This is a genomic window from Natronosalvus amylolyticus (assembly GCF_024298845.1).
Classification (GTDB): domain Archaea; phylum Halobacteriota; class Halobacteria; order Halobacteriales; family Natrialbaceae; genus Natronosalvus; species Natronosalvus amylolyticus.
Genome location: NZ_CP101156.1, coordinates 2,702,842 through 2,722,064, shown reverse-complemented (window position 1 = coordinate 2,722,064; position 19,223 = coordinate 2,702,842). Strand labels below are relative to the sequence as shown.

The following is a 19,223-nucleotide window of genomic DNA, read 5'->3' as shown; positions in this document are numbered from 1 at the left end:
TTCGATGCAAGCGTCCCCCGGGTACAACCCGTTTTCGTTCGTACTCGAGGAGTCGATAACCCACTGGACGGCTTCGAGACCACCGGCTCACGCTGTCAAACGTGTCACACCGGCCATTCGACGAACAGGCGAGAAATGGCTTTCAACCGTTCGACGGCCCAGCCTGCCACCAACCGGCGAACGGAAATCGCTCGAGTGAGGTCAGTCGTTCGTATCAGCGTCTTCAGCATCCTCGAGAGCGGCATCACCCGAGCCACATGGGCCACCGTCGGTGACGCCGGCGATTCGAATCGACCCTTCCCGCTGAACGAGAATAAAGAGGTTCACACACGAGGGGTTGCTCAATCCACCCGGCGTCACGTTCGTGAACTCGCCTTCGTCGAGGCGTGCGGTCACGCGGAACGAACCGTGGTCGTCTGGCCAGTCACCCTCGAGAGTGACGCCTTCGCTCGTCTCGTCGAACTCGTGGGTCGACCAGTGTTCGATTTCGCCGTCGAACTCGACGAGCACGTCCACCGTGTGGTCCGTATCCGCGAGGTTTTCGACCGTGATCTCGCCGAGAATCGTCCCCTCGGGATTCGATTCCGACGAACCACCATCGTCGTCGGTCGCCCCAGCACACCCCGCCAGTGCCACTGCACCAGTCAGCCCCGTTGCCGCGAGGGCCTGTCGGCGCGTGATATCCGTCATAATCGGGCGAATGGAAGCCACGATAGATAACTCCCCGTCAGACGCCCGTCAGACACGTCCGAATCGGGACCGCTCGAGACCAGACTCGACCGCAGTTATCACTCCGGGTGGAGAGGGTCGGACTCGGGCCACACTCGAGGGACGGCGCCAGCCACTATACTTTTGTGAAACTACCAACTTATTAGTAATATACAATCAAGTAGTATGGTTATAGCGATTTAGTTTTGTTTCAATATCAATCTATCTCGAGGCGAGAAACCCGATGGCACGGCCTCGAGGCCAACCGTTATTTCCCCGTCTACCCGAACGCCAGTATGCAACTCTCCGCCGTCGACCTCTCACCGGTGCCCGAGAACGGGACAGCGACCGACGCGTACGCGAACACCGTCGAGAGCGCCCGACAAGCCGAAGCCCTCGGCTATACTCGTTTCTGGGTAGCAGAACATCACGGGATGGGAAACAGACTCGCGGGAACGACACCGGAGGTCCTGCTCGGCCATCTCGCCGCCGAAACCGAGACGATTCGACTCGGTTCCGGGGCCGTGTTGCTCAACCACTACAGTCCGTTCAAGGTCGCCGAACTCTTCGGCGCACTCGACGGCCTCGCACCCGGCCGCATCGACGCCGGTCTGGGACGAGCGAACGGCTCCCCTGCCGCCGACCGTGCCCTCGAGACGCCCCGGCACATCCAGAACCCCGACCGCGACCACGCCGAGAAGATCGAAGCCGTGGTGAACCACCTCTATGGTACCTATCCAGAGGGCCACGCCTACGCCGACCTCGAGGTTCCCCGCTCGGGCGACGACCCGCCAGTCCCGTGGGTGCTCGGCTCGAGCCCCTCGAGCGCCGAAATCGCTGGCAAGCTCGGGCTTCGCTACTGTTTTGCGGCGTTTATCCGGCCGCAGTTCGCCACCCACTCGTTCGAACGGTACCGCGAAACGTTCACGGCGTCGTCACTCCCCGGCGGCCTCGAGGAACCCCAGGGAATGGTCGCCGTCAATGCGCTCTGTGCCGAAACGGACCAGAAAGCCGCACGCAGGCGGGCGGTGGCGGAAGCGACGTTCCAGCGACTCCAGCGTGGCGAGGTCGGGTCGAGACCCACCGTGGAGGAGGCCATCGACGAACTCGGCGGCGTTCCGGAGCCGACGCCCGAGAGGCTGGACGACGAAGCGTGGCCACGGGCGATTTCGGGGAGTCCGGAGACGCTCTCAGGCCTGCTCGAGCAACTGGCCGACCGCGTGGGCGTCGACGAAGTGATGATCCAACACGCCGTCGGAGAGCACGAACACGGCCTGCGCTCACACGAGTTGTTGGCCGACGCGGTGGGGTTGACGCCGCGGTGAAGGCAAGGCGCACCACTCGAAGCGATTGAAAGACGAATCGCGAAAACGGGTTACATCTCCGGAGTGCACACAAAGTTTTTACAAAAACGTACAGAGTATCGGACATGAAGCGGCGAAGACTGCTCGCCAGTGGGCTGGTAGGTGTGGCCGGCATCGCTGGCTGTCTCGGCTCTGTCGATCGGCTGGGTGGAGAGGACACGGTCCGTCCGAGCGAAATCGTCGCGACCGACTTCGAAACCGGTGTCGAGACCGAGGCGTCGGTAGGTGACGACCCGAAAATCGAGACCGACGACGAGGCCGCGATGGTCACGGTCGAAGGCGTCGGTGAGTATGGCTCGTCTTCCTGTGGCTACCTCACTGACCGCCCGCCGTCGTACGACCGCGAACACGCCGAACTGTCACTCGAGGTCGGAACTGGACGAGAGGAACCGGACGAGGACGACATCTGTGGTGACGACCTCGCTGCAGACAGCTACCGCTTCGTCGTCGAGTTCGACGAGGGAGTTCCGGTTCGAATCGAGGCTGAACACCCCTTCAGTCAAACAGCGACAAAAAAGACGGAATAGCCAGCTGTGTCTACCGTAGCCGTCTCTCAAACCCCCAGAGTGACCGCCAGTTCGGCCCGGTTATCCCCAGACGACCGCCAGACTCGAGACGCCGGGTACGCCGAGAGCCTGTGAGCGCCACCCCGAGTCTGTCCCGACGAGCACGGTGCCGTCTTCGGTCACCGCATACGTCCCCTCACCGTACCCGATATCTCGAATCGAGTCGCTCGAGACGCCCGGAACGGGTTCGTCGGTCACGAGCGACCAGTCCGTGGCCGTCGGTCGACCGTCCTCGAATCGACAGCCGTAGAGGGCGTCTTCGCCGACGGCGTGCGCTCGAGTGTGGGCAGCGCTGACGACCGTACACTCCCCTTCGAGACAGCGCATCCAGCCGTTGCCGAGTACGTAGAGGCCGTCGGCCGTCGCCGCCAGCGGCGTCACCGCCGCCGACACGTCCCGAACGGCCTCGAGGCCCGCGTAGGTGAGTCGGTCGCCCACTCGACGGTAAACGCCCCGTTCGGTCCCAACGAGCGGGCCGTCGATGGCGTTGACGGTCGACGGCGTCGGACGGTCAGCGTCGTGTGCGAGGGGGTGCCACTCGCTCACCATCGAAACGGAGTCGGACCCATCCGCAGCGTCTGTCTCCGCAGACGGATTCTCGAGCGACAGTCGCGAAACCGTGCCGTCAGGGCCGGCCGCGAGCACGGTTCCATCGTCGATTCCCACGGCGACTGCTTCGCCGTGACCCGTGGGTTCGAACGCGCCGATTCCGTCCTCTGTATCCGGATCATCGCCTGAGTTTCGAGTCGCGACCAGCACGTCGTCATCGGTTCCGACCACGACCGTCCCGGACTCGCTAGCGACGTCGCGGGCGACACACCGCTGGCACAGGCCGAACTCCCCGACGGTATCGCCGGAGACGGCGACCTCGAGCACTCCAACCTCGCTGGCGACGTAGACGGTGATCGCCCCCTTTCGGTCGCCGTAGACGCGCTTTTCGTCGATCGAGAGCATATCGAGGTCTCGAGTCCGGTCGGTCAAAACCCTGTCTCTCCCTCGAGGCCCTCGGCGTCCACTCGAGGGACGGTTCACAGACTGCCTCGAAAGGGACGCTCATCACGGAAACATCCCCGTGTAGTCTGTCAGTGAAAGCGGCACAACCTTCCCCGTCCACAACATGGAAACACACCCCCTCCTAACCGCGATTCGATGAGAGAGTGGCCGAACGTCGCCTGCCCCGTGTGTGACCAGGGACTCGCCATCGGTGTTCCGTTCGAAGCGACGGTCCAAACCGTCGCCGAAAATATCGATGGTTCGCTGGCCGAACAGACCGATTCCGGCGGCCGAGAAAAACGCCGGACGATCACCTGTCCGAACGGCCATCCAGTGGCAGTCACGTTCACGTTCTGACAGCGGTAGTTGTCGTCACGTACCGCTGATCGCCTCGAGTGAGGCCAAACTGCACAATACGTTCGGAACCACTTTGAGGCCGCCCGACGGAGTATCCACCAATGAAAGTGTTCGGTTCGAGTGGGACGCGTGGGGTTGCAAACGAAGAACTGACACCGTCGTTCGTCCTGCGCGTCGCCAAAGCCGCCGGGACCGCCTGGGGGGCCGACCGCGTCGCCCTCGCCAGAGACACCCGTCACACGGGCCGGATGCTCGCCGATGCGGCCGCCAGCGGCCTGGCGAGCACAGGCACCGATATCGATCGCCTGGGTATCGTTCCCACGCCTGGCGCACAGTTTTACGCCGAGCGAGAGGGTGTCCCGACCATCGTCATCACGGCCTCGCACAACCCGCCACAGTACAACGGCGTCAAGCTCGTCGGCGCTGACGGCGTCGAACTCGCGGTCACCGACCTCGAGGAGATCGAGCAGACGCTGCTCGGCGAGACGTTTACCGTCGCCCCGTGGCACGAAACCGGCCGCGTGCGCACCGTCGACGGTGTCCGCGACGATTTCGTCGCTGAACTCCTCGCTCACGTCGACCGCGAACGGATTGCCGACGCCGAGTTGACCGTCGCACTTGACCCCGGCCACGGCGCTGGCTCGCTCACCAGCCCGGAGTTCTTCCGCGAACTCGGCTGTCGCGTCATCACCGTCAACGGTCAGGCTGACGGCCACTTCCCGGGTCGAGACCCCGAACCCGTCAGCGACAATCTCACCGACCTTGGCCGCCTCGTCGAGACGACCGACGCCGATATCGGCATCGCCCACGACGGGGACGCCGATCGGGCCATCTTTTTCGACGAGAACGGCACCTACATCGAGGGTGACGCTACCTTCGCCGCACTGGCCGAAGCCGAACTCGAGGCCGGCGACGTCACGGTCTCTGCGGTCAACGTTTCCCAGCGACTGGTCGATGTCGCCACCGACGTCGGAGCAGACCTCGAGTTGACTCCAATCGGCTCGACCAACATCATCACCCGCATCGAGGAACTGCAGGCCAACGAGAGACACGTCCCCATCGCGGGCGAGGGCAACGGCGGTATCTTCTTCCCGTCGTTCCGCCTGGCTCGAGACGGTGCCTACACGGCCGCCCGCTTCCTCGAGTTGGTCGCCGACCGACCCGTCAGCGATATCGTCGCCCCCTACGACGGCTACGCGAACGTGCGCCGAAACATCGAGTACGAGTCGACGGCCGAGCGTGATGCGATGCTCGATGCCGCGGCCAACCAGGCCCAGGCCGCCGACGCCGAACTCAACACCCGCGACGGCTACCGCCTCGATTACGGCGATGCCTGGGTGCTCGCACGACCCTCGGGTACCGAACCGCTGGTCCGCATTTACGCCGAAGCCCGGGACGAGACCCGAGCGAACGCACTCGTTCACGAGATGTACGAGGCACTCGAGACGGCGAAAACGAGCGTATAGACGATCAGAAGGGAAACTAGGAAACGATCGTCACCGGCATCGTCGCCTCACGGGCGACCGCTTCCGCCACGCTACCGAGAATCATCCGTGAAACACCGGAACGACCTTTGCTCCCGATGATGATCCCGTCGAATTCGTTTTCTTCCGCGTAGGAGACGACCGTCTCCGCGGGCTTTCCCTCGATAACGAGTGCTTCGAGTTGGCCCGCGTGCTTGGCCGTCTCCGTCCCGATGTCCTCGAAAAACTCCGGTTCGGGCGGCTCTTCGTCGACCGCCGTCCCAGCATACGCCGCCTCGAGACTGTCGACGACGTTCAACACGGTGATGTCGGCCTCGGGAAACGTCTCGAGCGCGTGGTCGAGCGCGGCTCGAGCGGGCGGCGAGTCGTCCATGGCGACGAGCAACTGGCGGGTCATGAGCGATGATAGGGGGCACGCGGCAAAAGAAGTGCCGCCATCGGTCTGACCGCGAGCCCGATGTGGCGGATGTCGCAGATGGAGAACCCGACTCGGAACGTCAATTCACGAATCAGCTGACAGTACCGTCTCGAGACGTTCACGAATTAGCCGACAGCACTGTCTCGAGGTTCACGAATCAGCTGACAGTACCGTCTCGAGACGTTCACGTTCGGCACGCAGGTCTTCGAGTTCGGTCTCGACGCGGCCATCGGCGAGACGCTCTCGCTCGTCAGCCGAGAGCTGTTCGATGGCCGTTGCCGCCGTCTGCAGGCGGTCGAAATCGACGTCGGTCTCGAGCGTTAACTTTCGGACTGCGAGCAGTCGGTCAACAAGTTCCTGCCCACCGACGCGCTCGACCAGCGGGCGTTTGTCCCGGATCGCGTGTCGGAGGACGCCGGCCTCGGTGGGCGGCCACTCGAGTTCGAGCGGGGTCGAATCCAGTCGCTCGAGGTAGGTCTGTCTGGTTGCAATCCGACGTTTGAGTTCGCCGGCGTCGTCGACGTAATGGCTCAGCTTCGACCGGGAGTACTGGGCGTACTCGAGCAGTTTTGGAATCGAGTACTCGCCGGCATCGGTCCTCTCGACGTACTCGCGAAGCTCCTCCGGCGGTTGTTCGAAAGGAACGAACGGGTGATGGCGACTCCGCTCGAGTAAGGTAAACACCGTCCGAGTGGACGCCTCGGAGAGATACGTTTCGAACGCCTCCCGAAGTGCCTCGTTGTAGGTCTCGATCGGCTCCTGGAGCCGTTCGACGGGTGCCTCGAGGTCGGCGTCACCGAGTTCCAGCAAGCGTTTTCGGTCCTCGATTTCGGCTTCGACCGTCTCGAGTCGCGTCCGAGCGGCCGTCAGCGCCGCTTTTTGCTCCTCGCGGGCGGCCTCGTACTCCTCGAGCAGGTCGGCAGCCTCACTCGCCGGCTCGAGTGCCTGCTCGGCTCGTTCGAAGTCAGATTCGGTGAGCCGGCGTTTGTCGATCGCCTCGAGCGATGCATCGAACGCCTCTCGGTGTGGCAACTCCTCGGGCAGTGACTCGATCAACGTCGAAAACTTCCCCTCGAGTTCGACGTAGGCCTTGAACGTCTCCCGGCCAGATCCCGACGCACGGTCGACGTACGTCTCGAGGAGTTTCATCGCGTTCCGATAGGCGTCAGCCCCGGTTTCGACCCGGTCGCGACCCCCAGCCTCCTCGAGGGCTCGTTCCGCCCGCTCGAGTCGGTCGCGAGCGTGCTCGAGTCGCCTCGCCGGGTCCGTTCCGTCGCCAGCCGCCGACTCAACCGTTTCCCCACCCCCCGAGGGCTGACCAGTGTCACCCATGACTACTCGTAAACGGCCTCCGGATCGAACACCTGTTCGCCGACGTTTTCACCGTCGACCGTCCGATAGAAACACGACCGGTGACCCGTGTGGCAGGCCCCGCCTTCCTGATCGACGAGATACAACAGGGTGTCGGCGTCACAGTCGACGCGAACCTCCTGAATCGACTGGGTGTGACCGCTCGTCTTGCCTTTCTGCCAGAGTTCGTCCCGACTTCTGGAGTAGTAATGTGCGACGCCGGTCTCGAGCGTCGCCTCGAGGGCCGCCGGCGACACGTACGCGAGCATCAACACCTCGCCCGAGTCGGCGTCCTGTGCGACGGCCGGAACGAGGCCATCATCACCGAAATCCACGTCGATACCGTCGGTCATGCGTGGACGAAAGACCGAGAGGGCTATGGGTCTTTTGGAGGAGACGACGATCGGCTGTGAAAATAGCGACGGTGACCGACACTCCAGACGATCAGACCGAGACGACCGCATTGACCACGTACGTCGTCGTCGCGGCGACGATCGCACCCAGCCACGTCATGAACACGAAATGAACCAGTCCGCTCACGAGGTGGCCGCGGTCGGTCAGCCGAATCATGATCGCCGACAGCATCGCGTTGATGAAAATCGTCATGATCAACAGGTACTCGATCATCGCGAGGTTGTACTGTTCGGTGCTCAAAAGGTCGCCCACGATCTCTTGTTCCAGATCCATCTCGGCGGTGATGTCCATCATGATCTCGACGACCTCGAGACCGATGAAAAAAGCGAAGACGCTCGAGGCCGTGATCCCGTACAGCACGCCGATGAGGGTCGTCGTCGCCTGCTGGCGCTTTTCTCGAACCTTCAGCACCTGGTTCTGGTTTTTGCTGATGACCTGCCCCAGCAGCTTCGGATCACCACCCATCTGCCGGCCGACGACGTACATATCGCCGAACTTCTGAATCAGGTACGAACCGGTTTCGGCAGCAAACAGCCGCCAGGATCGAACGTCGTCGATTCGCATGTTGAGTCGCTTGTACAGCGAGTCGACGTTTTTCGTAAGCGAGCCGAAATCCTTGTGTCGTAGACTCTCGAGGACGCTCCCCGTCGATGCCTGTTTGACGCTTTCGACGGCACCGAGTGCCCGAATAAAGCTGGGAAACTCGCTGTCGCGGTTTCGAACCCGGTTTTCCTCCTGGCGCATCCGCCAGCCGGGCACCAACAGCGGCGTCACCGGAATCGCAGCCATAATCGGTAGCGGGATGCGGTCGGGGGCCATCGGTGTATAGCCGAGCAACACGACGAGGACGACCGCAGCGAGTACCAGACTCCCGACCGAACCGATCGCCAGCGCTCGCGGAATCTTTGCAAGCGGGCCCTCACCGGCCGTCTCCTCTAAGTACCACAGCGGGTCGTACGGCGAGATGACGTGCATCGTATAGACGAACGCGACCTGTACGAACGCGAACATGACGATGGTTCCGGCGATGAGCAACGTCGGACTGGTACCGATCAGAATCGGCAGTACAATAGCGAAGACGAGAACGAACGCGACCGAGAGCATCATCGACAGGTACAGCTCCTTCATCAGATCGAGTTTGGTCAGGTCCGATTCGTACCGAGTGACGAACTGCTGGATGATGGTGTCCTGTTCGTCCATCAGGAAGTCGCTGATTTCCTGCCCACCACCGACGGTGTAGGCCAGTCGCTCGAGGAAATCCGAAAGCAACGGACTCCCGCTCTGTTTCGCCCGAATGCGACAGGCGTCGTCGAGGCTCAGATTCCAGGTGTCGACGAGTGCGACCAGGTGCCCCATCTCCTCGGCGATGGCTTCGTACTCGTCTTCCTCGGCGAGGATACGAAACACCTCGACCCGGTTGACGTTCGTCATCGAGAGGATCGTAATGTGTGTCAAAAACAGATGAAAGCGCTGGCGAACCTGCTTTCGTTTGCGGTCCTGTGCGATTTTCGGGTAGATGACTGCGACCACGATGGCCAACAACCCGAACAGGACCGACGGCACGATCACCAGCAGCGACATCCCGAGCATAACCGGAATGACCGTCGCCCCGATGAACAGGCCGAACGCCGGCGCGATGACGAGCAGAAGATACCGCTCGAGGGGCATCTCCATCGACTCGTAGGCCGTGTTGAGCGACGCGAGCGCCGACCGCGTCGTGATTTCCGGCCCCTGGGTATTCGTGGACATGTTCGTAGTGGTGTGTCGGTATCGATTCAGGCGAACTGCTCGAGGCCCCGTACCTGAATCGGGAGTCCCTGGACGCCATCGCGCTGGAAACTCGAGATGGCATCGTTGGTCTCGGCGTATCCGAGCACGTCGGCGTCGATGAGCTGACGGATGATCTCGGCGCGCCGGTCCAGTTCGTTGTAGATGTCCCGGGTATCTCGGTAGCCCAGTAGCGTTGCAATCTGTTCTTCGAGGACGTAGGAGTTGTTCCGCCCGGTGAAGGCGACCTCGTCGTCCCGTGGATCCCAGCTAAAGGCCTCGCGGGTGACCACACCGCCTTCGTAGTCGGAGTAGCCCTCGATTTCCTGGACGCTCGTCACCCGACGTAAGATGTCGTCACCCTGTTTGACCCGGTTCTGGAACAACGCGACATCGCAGTTGTCCATGAACGTCTCGGGGACGTTGATCGGGTTTCCGGTGAATCGCTGAATCATCGACACGATGTCGCTCGCGTGGAACGTCAGGATGACGGGGTGGCCCGTCTGAGCGGCCTGAAACGCCATCTGTCCTTCCGCACCACGGACCTCACCCACGATGATGTAGTCGGGCCGCGAACGCAACGCGGCCGCGACCAGATCGAACATATCCACGTCCGCGTTGTCGTCGCCGGTTCCCTCTCGCGTCAACAACTGCTGCCAGGTGTTGTGCGGCGGGACGACCTCCGCCGTGTCCTCTGCGGTGTAGATTTTGGCATCCCGCGGGATGAACGATAGCATCGCGTTGAGCGTCGTCGTCTTCCCCGAGGCCGTCTCGCCGACGACGAACACCGTCTGTTCGTTCTCCATACAAAGCCAGAGGTACGCCGACAGCTCCGGCGAGAGCGTCCCCCACTTCGTAATCTGGAGGATGGTCAGCGGCACTTCCTCCCCCTGTCGGATCGTGAGCGACGGCCCCTGTACGGAGACGTCGTCGGAGTAAATGATGTTGATACGCGAGCCATCCGGTAGCGTGGCGTCGATCACCGGATCGGAGTCGGATACCGGGTGATTCATCCGCTCACCCATGTTCCGGAGCCACTGTTCGAACTCCTCCGAGGAACCGAAATCGACCGTCGCCTGGAGCATTCCGTAGGTGCCGTGGTCGATGTAACACTGGTGGGGCCCGATGACGTGAATGTCCTCGTTTGCCGTGTCGACCATCACCGGCTCGAGGGGACCGAGACCGACGATATCTCGTTGCAGCTGGTATCTGAGTTTGTCGTACTGTTCGCGCGACAGACTCACCTTGCCACCACCGAGCGCTTTCAGTCTGCCAATCGATTGCCCCGTTAGCCCCGTCGTGACTTCGGCGACCTCGCCCAGGAGTTCGTCGAGATGTTCTTCGAACTCCTCGTTGTCGGTGGGGGCCGGCCGAGTGACGCTTTTGTCCAAAATGAGTCCGCGAATACGGTTGTACAGGGCTTTGTCAGCTGCCTCGAGCGTGGGCTCAACGCAGTAGTACGTGGTATCGATCCCGACGTCACCGTGAACGTGGACGAAAATCGGCGCTTCAGCCTCATAGAGGACGTTCGGCCGGTCCGATTCCCACTCGCCGGATGGCTCCTCGATGAGCGACGGATACTCGCCGTACTCCTCGTTGAACCACTCGAGGTGCTCGCGCAGGTGTGGGTGTTCACTCGCCAGGGCGTCGAGTTCGTTCGTCAGTCGCGCCGTGCTGAAATCCGCCATGTTAGGCCACCGTCCGGCTCACGATCGACAGGCCACGGCCCTGCTGGACGTTGAAGCCGATGGAGTCGTCGACCGGGTTTTTCATATTCTGGAAACGACGCACCCGAATCTGGCGTCTGATCTCCTGACCGACCGCTGCCGTCTCGATGTCCAGGTAGATGTCGGCGACGTTCCGCAGCGGGCGCAGTGCATCGTCGGCGACGCTCGTCGGGTCGATAGTCAACACGACCGTCTTCTCCTGTAAGGTGACCTGGCGCAAGAACGTGACCAACCGCTGGAGGACGTGGTCGGCGTCTTCCGGGTCGGCCGCCTCGAAGTTCGGGTCGTTTCGCAACAGTGCCGACAGCGTATCGACGAACACGACGTCCGCTCGCCAGAGCGTCTGTGCATCGGCCAACCGCGCCAGCAACTGCCGTTCTGACCCTCTGGAGTGAGTGTCGACGTTCGCGTGTAAGAACAACAGCTGTTCGTCGAGCAACAGGTCGACCACGTCGTACGATAGCGAGTGCATCTGCTGGACGAACTCCCAGGACTCGAGTTCCGTCGAGATGTAGGTGACGTAGGTCCCCTCGGTCGCCATCCCGTAGGAAAACCGTTGGCTCAGCGCACTCTTCCCCGCGCCGTCTTCGCCTTCGATGACAACGACGCTTCCCTCCGGAAGCCCGCCACCGAAGGCGTTGTTGACGCGATCAGTCTCCGTCAAACCGAGTGAGTAGTGGTCAGTCATGGCACGTAGAATTCGAACACCTCCCTGTCGCCGCCGACGTCGACGACGACGCGATGTTCGCCCGACTCGAGCGGTTCGTCGATGGTGAACTCGGCAACCTCGCCGCGACGCCAGACCTCACCGGTCACGACCTCGATGTCGACGTTCTCACTCGAGATGAACGAGCCATCGACCAGCACGTCGATGCCGGTTCCGTCGTCGGCAAGCGTCTCCTGGCCCGTGTTCTTGACCAGTACGGTGATGTTTCCGGTATCGTCATCGTACACCGCGTCGCTCCCCGCGTCGCTGATGATCTCGATGTCGGTATCGAGTTGCTGTTGGACGTTACTGCTCTGGGTGTCAATCGAGTTGCTGATGTCGTTGACATTCGTGACGAGTGTCCCCGCGATGGCGGCCGCAAGCAACATCGCCGCGATGAACAGGATCAGACTCGAGACGGATTCACTCGCCATCGCCATCACCCGACAGATCGGTACTGACCCGTGCCAGCCCGTGTTCGGTTACGACTTTCGCACGATTCGGTTCCTCCGCCACGTTCTCGACGGTAATCTCGAGGACCTCGCCCGAGTGCAGTCGTTCCCGGGTCCCATCGTCGTTCACAGCCGTCGCTGTCTCCGTCTGTAACACCCCATCGAGCAGCAGGTCGGTTTCAGTGACCGAAAGCGTCGTCGTCCCCGTGTTGGTGACGTTCACCGACACCGTCTCCGAACCGGCGTCGTAACTCGTCTCGAGGTCGAACGCCGCGTTTCGCAACTCGAGGGCACGCTCATCGCGTTCGTCGATCGCCCCTGCGCGTCGGTCGTGGGCCGTCTCGAGGGTCGGATAGACGATGCCGACGGCCACGAGCAGGCCGATGAACAGGATTGCGACGGCGCCACTGGTGCTGAATCCCATCTGTCCACCTCAGGGGGCCACTTCCTGTTTGGTCTCGTGGATCTCCTGCAGTTTCATGATGTAGGTGTAACTGTCAGCGTGATCCTCGGCGGTCAGTTCGTCGGGCGTCGATTCGGGCTCGACGTGCATATCCAGGTCCGGGCCGCTCAGCACGCTCTCGAGGTGGGCTTTGACGTCCTCGCTGATCCAGCCGATCTCGTGGTAGTACGAAATCGCCCGCAAGGTCGCTGCGGGACCACCGGTTCGCACGAGTTCGGTCAGCCACTCGAAGACCACGATATCGCTCGCGTAGGTGCTCGAGAGACGGGCCAGGGTGACGCCTTCGTCCTCATCATCCGCTTCGTCGGCGGTTTCGTCCGGTTCGTCCACGTCGTCCGGCTCGTCCACGCTCTCGGTGGCCTGCACCTCGACGTGGGTGTCTTCGACGTCGTCCTCGTCGAAGGTGATGGTCTGCCCGCGGTCGGGTTCCTCGACGCCCACCCCGCTCGCGGCCGCCGCGTCCTCGATCATGTGTTTGAGGTCGTCGAACGAGACGGTCTCCTCCTCGGGTTCGGTTTCGAACGGATTCGATCGGTCCTCGCTCGAGGACGCTGGCTGTCCCAGCCCGAATCCCTCCGGTTCTTCGTCTTCATCGAAGACGCCGAAACCGTGTTTTTCCTCGCCAGCGCCCGTAAACGGGTTGACGTCGTCAGTCAGCCGGTCGTAAATCCCGAGCAGTTGGCGAATCGTATCGTTGACTTCCTCGACCTGCGAGGAGACGTGCTGGGTCGAATCCTCGATCGAGCCAAGCTGGGCGTCCTTCTGATTCAGGTTCTCCTCGAGGGAGTCGATCCGGTGATACAGGTCGTCGATCACTTCCTCGTCGTCGAGTTCCTCCGGGTCGGGTCGATCTTCAGTTTTAGGTTCGGGCTCCTCGTCGGCTTCCGCCTCGGCTGGCTCCTCGCCGTCGTCGTCCGCACCAGCGGCTTGCCGTTGTTGCTCGCGTTCGCGTCCGCGGCGGCCACCCGTATTCCCGAGAAACCGCTCGAGGGCGTCACGGAGGTTACCGAGCCCGAGGTTCATTCACTCTCGAGTAGGCACACTGTCCGTATAGTAGTGCGCTCGAGTTCGGACGGCGATTCGGCCCGCGTATCGAGACGTGAGTCGAGTCCTGAAACTGTACGGAGGTTAATAGCCTAACTAGACCATTTCTCGCTTGGGGTACATCCCCAGATACTGTGATGTCGACCAAATCGCCGCACGCCGATATTCGACGGGACTCATCGTACACCCGTGTACGCACGGTCCCGTCGCCACGTCCCCCCAGGAAGCGACGGGCTGTGCCCGTCGAATCGGCGGCCGTTGCTCACCGGCGAGCGACCGAGTTTCCAGTCTCATGGTTGGAAGGGTGCGGCTCGAGACGACGCACAGGGTGTACGCAATTATGTTCGAAACAATAACAGACGAAGACGAACGCGGTCAGGTGGGTATCGGTACCCTCATCGTGTTCATTGCGATGGTGCTGGTTGCAGCGATTGCAGCCGGTGTCCTTATCAATACGGCTGGCTCCTTGCAGAGCCAGGCGTCTGATACTGGTACAGAGACCCAACAGGCGGTGGCGAATCAAATAGAGGTTACAAATGCAGTCGGGATTGTAAATCCTTCTCAAACAGATAATGTTAGCGAGATAGATCTCACTATAAAAAAGTCAGCCGGGTCTGATGTCATAGACATTACTGCACTCACCGTACAATACACGAGTACAACAGCTGATCGTACTCTGGAATATGAAAGTGCCAATCTTGATGCCTTTAGTGGTTCAGATTCGTTTGCCACTGCAGATGCATCTGAGGTTATATCTGGCGACACAGATGATACCGGACTCGATGAGGCAGAATCACTAACTGAAACTAGTGATCGTATCGTTGTCCGCATTGATGTCGCTGCAATCGAAGGCGATGACGGACTGGATCAAGGGTCTAGTGCGACAATAAACTTCGTTGATCAATCTGGTGCACAGTACACGTACGGAGTTACAATTCCAGCTACGTGGGATACCGACAACACCGATGTTGTGGAGGTGTGAAATATGTTTGAAACAATAACAGACGAAGACGAACGTGGTCAGGTTGGTATCGGTACCCTCATCGTGTTTATCGCGATGGTGCTGGTTGCAGCGATTGCAGCCGGTGTCCTTATCAATACGGCTGGCTCCTTGCAGAGCCAGGCATCCGATACAGGTACAGAGACCCAACAGGCGGTGGCGAACCAAATCGAAATTGTGAGTGCCTCAGGAGATGTAAGTGACGATGGAGAATCGATTGAGCAACTCAATTTTGTTGTTAAAAAATCAGCCGGTTCTGATGTGATCGATCTGACTGAGCTAACTGTTCAGTACACGAGTACTGACATCTCGGTTGGACTTGAGCATGATAATGGATTTACCACTAGCCAGATCATTGGTGATGAAGATGGTGAGTCGCTAACAAGTACCGGTGACCGAGTAAATATCTCTGTTGACCTAACTGATGGCAACGCCCGATTCACCTCCGACTACTCGCTCGGGGAGGGTGACAGTGCTACCGTCGAACTAATCGATCAATCTGGTGCTAAATTTACTTACGGAGTAACTTCACCAGCAACATTCGGAGAAAGAGAAGTTGTGGAGGTGTAAACCATGTTCGAAACAATAACAGATGAAGACAAACGCGGTCAGGTGGGTATCGGTACCCTCATCGTATTCATAGCGATGGTACTGGTTGCAGCGATTGCAGCCGGTGTCCTGATCAACACGGCTGGATCCTTGCAGAGTCAGGCGTCCGACACCGGCACAGAAACCCAACAGGCGGTAGCGAACCAAATCGAAGTTGTCCATGCTGTTGCAGAGAGACAGAATACCGACACAGAACCCGACTTTGATGAACTTCGACTCATCGTGAAAAAGTCTGCTGGGTCAGATGTCATTGATATGACCTCCGTCACAGTCCAGTACACTAGCGATAACACTAGTACGACGATAGTTCACGAAGAAGCAGACCAATCCGTTGATGCACCCACATTCATAACGTACGATGCAGGTGAATACGACGGATATGGGGATACACCTACCACTCAGGATTCCTTAACTGAGACTGGCGACCGTGTTGCACTTATTATCGATCTCAGCGATGATAATGACCTTGATGAACCTCTTGAACCCGGAGACAGTTCATTCGTCGAAATCGTGGATCAGTCTGGTGCGAAGTTCAGTTACGGTGTGACCATGCCCCAGACAATCAACGACGACGAACAAACGATCGCTGAGGTCTAACCCCAATAGACCATCCAATTCGAGTCTTGTAATGACCCCCGATCCAACACACGACGACAGCATCCTCACGCCTGACGACCTCGAGGTCACCCCAGACAACGAAACCGTCACGCAGTTGGATGAGAATCGCTACGTCGTGCGGTCGGACTCGAGCACGGACCTCGAAAAGCTCCGGATTCCGATGCCGGACCAGTTCGACGCGGTGGACGATGACGAACGCACACGTCAGCCGCCCACCGAGTCGAGTTCCAACGCAGACGGTCCGCTCGAGACAGTCGATGACGACCCAGCGGCGGCTGCCGGTGGGACGGCAGAACTCGCCGCTGCGTCCGAGGCCCACGGGGTCGATATCACGCTGAAAACCGACGGCGAACTCGCACACTTCCGGACCGATTCCAACGACGTCCGCGAGGTGTTCGCCGAGATGCTCACCTGGTACGCCAGCCAGCTCGACGACGATATGTCGCCGACTGATGCACTGCAAGTGCTGCTGGCGACTACGGACCTCGAGCAGGCGACGCCGAGTCGCTAACGCCGTCGAATTCACGCATTCTACAACTATGAGCGACAGCTTCGGTCAATGATAGTTTTGGTGAGCGATAGCCGTACCTCGAGTGATCAAACTACGGACAACCGGAACGAGCGAAACGATTGTATACGTTGTACACATAGTATACAGTATGGGAACGATATCGACGCGAGTGCCGGACGAACTCGAGCGGGAACTCGAGGCCTACCTCGAGGAAGAACGGTTAGATCGAAGTACTGGCGTCCGCAAGCTGCTCGCGGAAGGCCTCGAAGAGTGGCGTCGCGAGCACGCCCTCGAACGCCTCGCTGCAGGGGAGATTACGTTCACGAAGGCCGCTCAACTCGCGGGGGTGTCGGTCTGGGAGTTTGCTCAACTCGTCGCCGATCACGACAGTACGTGGGTGTCCGGCGACCATCTCGAAGCCGATCTCGAGGAACTGTGAATGTGGGTTTTCGACGCGACGCCGCTGGTTTATCTGGCGAAGGCTGCACAACTCCATCTGGTCGCGAATCTCGAGGGGCAGTGCTACGTTCCCCAGGAAATTCACACGGAGGTCGTCACCACCGGTCTCGAAGCAGGATATACCGATGCACGCCGCATCCAGCAGTGCATCGAGTCCGGGCTTTTCGAGGTCATCACAGCTGATAATTCGCCGTTGGAGAGCCGGTTACAACAGAACCCAAACCTGAGCGACGCCGATGTGGCAGTCCTCGAATGTGCTGGCTCACGCGATGCGATTGCGGTGATGGACGAAGCCTATGGCCGAACGACCGCAACGGTCGAGGGTATCGAGACTCGAGGAACAGCCTACATCGTCCTCCTGTGTGCCAAACGGGGCCACATCACCGTCTCCGAAGCACGAGATACGATCGATTCGATGATCGAGGCTGGCTGGTACTGTGCGCCGGATCTGTACACGAAACTCGTTCGGAAACTCGAGGCGTTCGACCAGTGAAATTCATCGTGCCAAGCACCAAGTTCGCGTCTTTTTTCCTTCGCGCCACCGAATCCGGGGTATGACCGAGACGACCACCCCAGCCCGCGAGGCGTTTCTCGCCGGCGAGCGACTCGAGGACGTCGCGCTCTTTCTGGCAACCGACTACGTGGACGACGACCGCCTCGCAGGGTACGGCGAGGCCGTCGACGATGGCGTCGTGATCGTCGTCGATGGCGAGCGTGGGCGCAACGCGTTCAAAGCCGCGACGGGCACCGACGCGATGGGATTCGCTCGCTCTGCGATGGAACACGAGGGTATCATCGACGGCGATCTGACGGGTGGCACCTGCCCGGAGGAACCGCCGGCAGACGATGAAGTGACCGAAGAAGACGACGAACACGGCGTCCAGTTCATTTTCGCGTTCGCCGAAGCACAAAACGAGGAGGTGGGCGGGATTTACGCCGACGGCGACGTCATCCACGCCTACGCCCAGTGTCGCTGTGGGACGGCGTACTCCGACCGCTGGACGATCTGAGTGGCTTCCCAAACCTGAACGAATGCGTGAAACCGATTGCTGTTGTCCGGTTTCACGCGTCCGTCGACGGTTGGAAGGGTACGGAGTGGTTCGTCACGCCAGAACGTGTGGCGGGGTACTGAAACGACAGTCGAGGACCGACGGGTCGCTCGAGCCATCGCTCACGGGAGTTGAATGCACGCGGGGATACGATATGTGGTGGTTGGTGGTGGTATCGCAGTGACGGCCGTCTATCATATGGCAACGACAGACGCCCCCCATCCCCCGCGTACCGTGGTACAGGGGCGCAGAGAACATCAATATGGTGGGCCTTCCCTCGAGCGTACTGACACATTATTCCTCGTACTCGAGGAAATCGAACAGTCGGTCGTTGACCACACGCGACCGTTCGATGGTTGCGAGGTGGCCGGCCCCCTCGAGGGGAACGAACTCCCCGCGTGGCAAGCCACCGGCGAGGGTTTTCCCGGCCGCTGGCGACACCAGTTCGTCTGCCGTGCCGTGAAACACGAGCGCGGGCTGGGTGATCTCGAACAGCCTGTCGCGAACGTCGAACGTCTCGAGCGCGCCGAGTTGGCCCTGCAGGCCCGTTTTACCGGCATCACCCTCGAGTCGCCAGTCAACGATGCCCTCGACCACGTCGGGATGGTCGGTACGGAACGGTTCCGAGAGACCGTACTCGAGGGAGTCCGCGAGTGCGGCCGTCGTCTCGTCGTCGCCATCGTCATCGACCGGCACGAGCAGCGAGTCGAGGTCGAACGCGTCGCCGTGGGCGGCCGTCCCCACCAGGGAGAGCGTTTCGACGCGTCCGGTCCGATGGGCTGCCTCGAGGGCGATTGCCCCGCCCAGTCCGAGCCCCACGAGGTGAACGCGTCGGTACCCCGCCGCCCGACAGACTGCCTCGAGGTCCGAAACCAGTGTCTCGAGGTCGTATGGGCCCGCTGGAGCGGTGGACCGACCGGTTCCCCGCAGGTCCCAGACGACGGTTTCGAACGGGCCGGCGAGCGCGGCGTGTTGCCACCCCCAGGACCAGCCACCTAGCCCGGCATCGGCAACGAATACGACGGGCGGACCTTCGGCGTCGCCATCGGTCGCATAGTAGATCGAGGCCCCGCGATTGGAGACGGTTGGCATAGAGAGCGATAGCACGTGCTGAGTGACGGGTATTTCGATCTCGAGTCTGGCCTCGGTGGGAGTTGCTGTGGC

The 19,223-nt window shown here is 60.8% G+C and carries 24 protein-coding genes; 12 read left to right on the top strand and 12 right to left on the bottom strand.

Annotated elements, in window-relative coordinates; all coding sequences use genetic code 11:
* Positions 1-4 precede the first annotated feature (4 nt).
* Entirely contained in the window at positions 5-199 is a 195-nt protein-coding gene (locus NLK60_RS12755; protein WP_254808156.1) for a hypothetical protein, read from the top strand.
* A gap of 2 nt (positions 200-201) precedes the next feature.
* Here NLK60_RS12755 and NLK60_RS12750 read toward each other — a convergent pair whose 3' ends face one another.
* Entirely contained in the window at positions 202-690 is a 489-nt protein-coding gene (locus NLK60_RS12750) for a hypothetical protein (protein WP_254808155.1), read from the bottom strand.
* A 314-nt stretch (positions 691-1,004) separates the two neighbouring features.
* Here NLK60_RS12750 and NLK60_RS12745 point away from each other — a divergent pair, with 314 nt between their 5' ends.
* Positions 1,005-2,033 carry an LLM class flavin-dependent oxidoreductase gene (locus NLK60_RS12745; protein WP_254808154.1) on the top strand — a complete coding sequence of 343 codons (1,029 nt, stop codon included), beginning with the start codon at positions 1,005-1,007 and terminating at the stop codon, positions 2,031-2,033.
* A 104-nt stretch (positions 2,034-2,137) separates the two neighbouring features.
* Positions 2,138-2,599: a hypothetical protein gene (locus NLK60_RS12740; protein WP_254808153.1), complete on the top strand. Its 462-nt coding sequence runs from the start codon at positions 2,138-2,140 to the stop codon at positions 2,597-2,599.
* Between the two features lie 60 nt (positions 2,600-2,659).
* Here the strand turns inward: NLK60_RS12740 and NLK60_RS12735 are convergent, their stop codons facing one another.
* Positions 2,660-3,592 (bottom strand): HVO_0234 family beta-propeller protein, encoded by a 933-nt coding sequence (locus NLK60_RS12735; RefSeq protein ID WP_254808152.1) that lies wholly within the window; start codon positions 3,590-3,592, stop codon positions 2,660-2,662.
* Between the two features lie 195 nt (positions 3,593-3,787).
* Here NLK60_RS12735 and NLK60_RS12730 point away from each other — a divergent pair, with 195 nt between their 5' ends.
* Together NLK60_RS12730 and glmM are read left to right on the top strand one after the other, a co-directional pair.
* A complete protein-coding gene (locus NLK60_RS12730; protein WP_254808151.1) occupies positions 3,788-3,988 on the top strand; it encodes a hypothetical protein in 201 nt (66 codons plus the stop codon).
* Positions 3,989-4,089: 101 nt separating this feature from the next.
* The gene (gene glmM / locus NLK60_RS12725; protein ID WP_254808150.1) at positions 4,090-5,454 is read left to right on the top strand and encodes a phosphoglucosamine mutase; all 1,365 of its coding nucleotides are present in this window, start codon (positions 4,090-4,092) and stop codon (positions 5,452-5,454) included.
* A 16-nt stretch (positions 5,455-5,470) separates the two neighbouring features.
* On the opposite strand, the gene NLK60_RS12720 is transcribed toward glmM, so the two are convergent.
* The 9 genes from NLK60_RS12720 to NLK60_RS12680 form a co-directional block, all read right to left on the bottom strand.
* Positions 5,471-5,869: a universal stress protein gene (locus tag NLK60_RS12720; protein WP_254808149.1), complete on the bottom strand. Its 399-nt coding sequence runs from the start codon at positions 5,867-5,869 to the stop codon at positions 5,471-5,473.
* 171 nt (positions 5,870-6,040) lie between these two features.
* Complete coding sequence (locus NLK60_RS12715) at positions 6,041-7,222, bottom strand: DUF7118 family protein (RefSeq protein ID WP_254808148.1); 1,182 nt, start codon at positions 7,220-7,222, stop codon at positions 6,041-6,043.
* Positions 7,223-7,224: 2 nt separating this feature from the next.
* Complete coding sequence (gene hisI / locus NLK60_RS12710) at positions 7,225-7,593, bottom strand: phosphoribosyl-AMP cyclohydrolase (protein ID WP_254808147.1); 369 nt, start codon at positions 7,591-7,593, stop codon at positions 7,225-7,227.
* 91 nt (positions 7,594-7,684) lie between these two features.
* Complete coding sequence (flaJ, locus tag NLK60_RS12705; protein WP_254808146.1) at positions 7,685-9,403, bottom strand: archaellar assembly protein FlaJ; 1,719 nt, start codon at positions 9,401-9,403, stop codon at positions 7,685-7,687.
* Positions 9,404-9,429: 26 nt separating this feature from the next.
* Entirely contained in the window at positions 9,430-11,109 is a 1,680-nt protein-coding gene (locus NLK60_RS12700) for a type II/IV secretion system ATPase subunit (RefSeq protein WP_254808145.1), read from the bottom strand.
* Between the two features lies 1 nt (position 11,110).
* On the bottom strand, positions 11,111-11,836 hold the full coding sequence (gene arlH, locus NLK60_RS12695) for an archaellum protein ArlH (protein ID WP_254808144.1): 726 nt from the start codon (positions 11,834-11,836) through the stop codon (positions 11,111-11,113).
* Entirely contained in the window at positions 11,833-12,288 is a 456-nt protein-coding gene (gene arlG / locus NLK60_RS12690; RefSeq protein ID WP_254808143.1) for an archaellum stator protein ArlG, read from the bottom strand. Before arlG ends, arlH begins: the two co-directional genes overlap by 4 nt.
* A complete protein-coding gene (gene arlF / locus NLK60_RS12685; protein WP_254808142.1) occupies positions 12,278-12,730 on the bottom strand; it encodes an archaellum stator protein ArlF in 453 nt (150 codons plus the stop codon). The genes arlG and arlF overlap by 11 nt, the downstream gene beginning before the upstream one ends.
* Before the next feature lie 9 nt (positions 12,731-12,739).
* Positions 12,740-13,792 carry a FlaD/FlaE family flagellar protein gene (locus tag NLK60_RS12680; RefSeq protein WP_254808141.1) on the bottom strand — a complete coding sequence of 351 codons (1,053 nt, stop codon included), beginning with the start codon at positions 13,790-13,792 and terminating at the stop codon, positions 12,740-12,742.
* A gap of 361 nt (positions 13,793-14,153) precedes the next feature.
* On the opposite strand from NLK60_RS12680, the gene NLK60_RS12675 reads away from it, so the two are divergent.
* The 7 genes from NLK60_RS12675 to NLK60_RS12645 all read left to right on the top strand — a co-directional run bounded on the left by NLK60_RS12675 (position 14,154) and on the right by NLK60_RS12645 (position 18,020).
* Positions 14,154-14,795, top strand: coding sequence for an archaellin/type IV pilin N-terminal domain-containing protein (locus NLK60_RS12675; protein WP_254810483.1), 642 nt, complete (start codon positions 14,154-14,156; stop codon positions 14,793-14,795).
* Positions 14,796-14,798: 3 nt separating this feature from the next.
* On the top strand, positions 14,799-15,383 hold the full coding sequence (locus NLK60_RS12670; protein ID WP_254808140.1) for an archaellin/type IV pilin N-terminal domain-containing protein: 585 nt from the start codon (positions 14,799-14,801) through the stop codon (positions 15,381-15,383).
* Positions 15,384-15,386: 3 nt separating this feature from the next.
* Positions 15,387-16,019 carry an archaellin/type IV pilin N-terminal domain-containing protein gene (locus NLK60_RS12665; RefSeq protein ID WP_254808139.1) on the top strand — a complete coding sequence of 211 codons (633 nt, stop codon included), beginning with the start codon at positions 15,387-15,389 and terminating at the stop codon, positions 16,017-16,019.
* A 31-nt stretch (positions 16,020-16,050) separates the two neighbouring features.
* A complete protein-coding gene (locus NLK60_RS12660; protein WP_254808138.1) occupies positions 16,051-16,551 on the top strand; it encodes a DUF7500 family protein in 501 nt (166 codons plus the stop codon).
* A 148-nt stretch (positions 16,552-16,699) separates the two neighbouring features.
* Positions 16,700-16,990, top strand: a complete 291-nt coding sequence (locus tag NLK60_RS12655; RefSeq protein ID WP_254808137.1) for a UPF0175 family protein — start codon at positions 16,700-16,702, stop codon at positions 16,988-16,990.
* Entirely contained in the window at positions 16,991-17,503 is a 513-nt protein-coding gene (locus NLK60_RS12650; protein ID WP_254808136.1) for a PIN domain-containing protein, read from the top strand. It begins immediately after the preceding gene.
* Positions 17,504-17,564: 61 nt separating this feature from the next.
* Positions 17,565-18,020 carry a DUF5807 family protein gene (locus tag NLK60_RS12645; protein ID WP_254808135.1) on the top strand — a complete coding sequence of 152 codons (456 nt, stop codon included), beginning with the start codon at positions 17,565-17,567 and terminating at the stop codon, positions 18,018-18,020.
* Positions 18,021-18,353: 333 nt separating this feature from the next.
* On the opposite strand, the gene NLK60_RS12640 is transcribed toward NLK60_RS12645, so the two are convergent.
* On the bottom strand, positions 18,354-19,151 hold the full coding sequence (locus NLK60_RS12640; protein WP_254808134.1) for an alpha/beta fold hydrolase: 798 nt from the start codon (positions 19,149-19,151) through the stop codon (positions 18,354-18,356).
* Positions 19,152-19,223 lie beyond the last annotated feature (72 nt).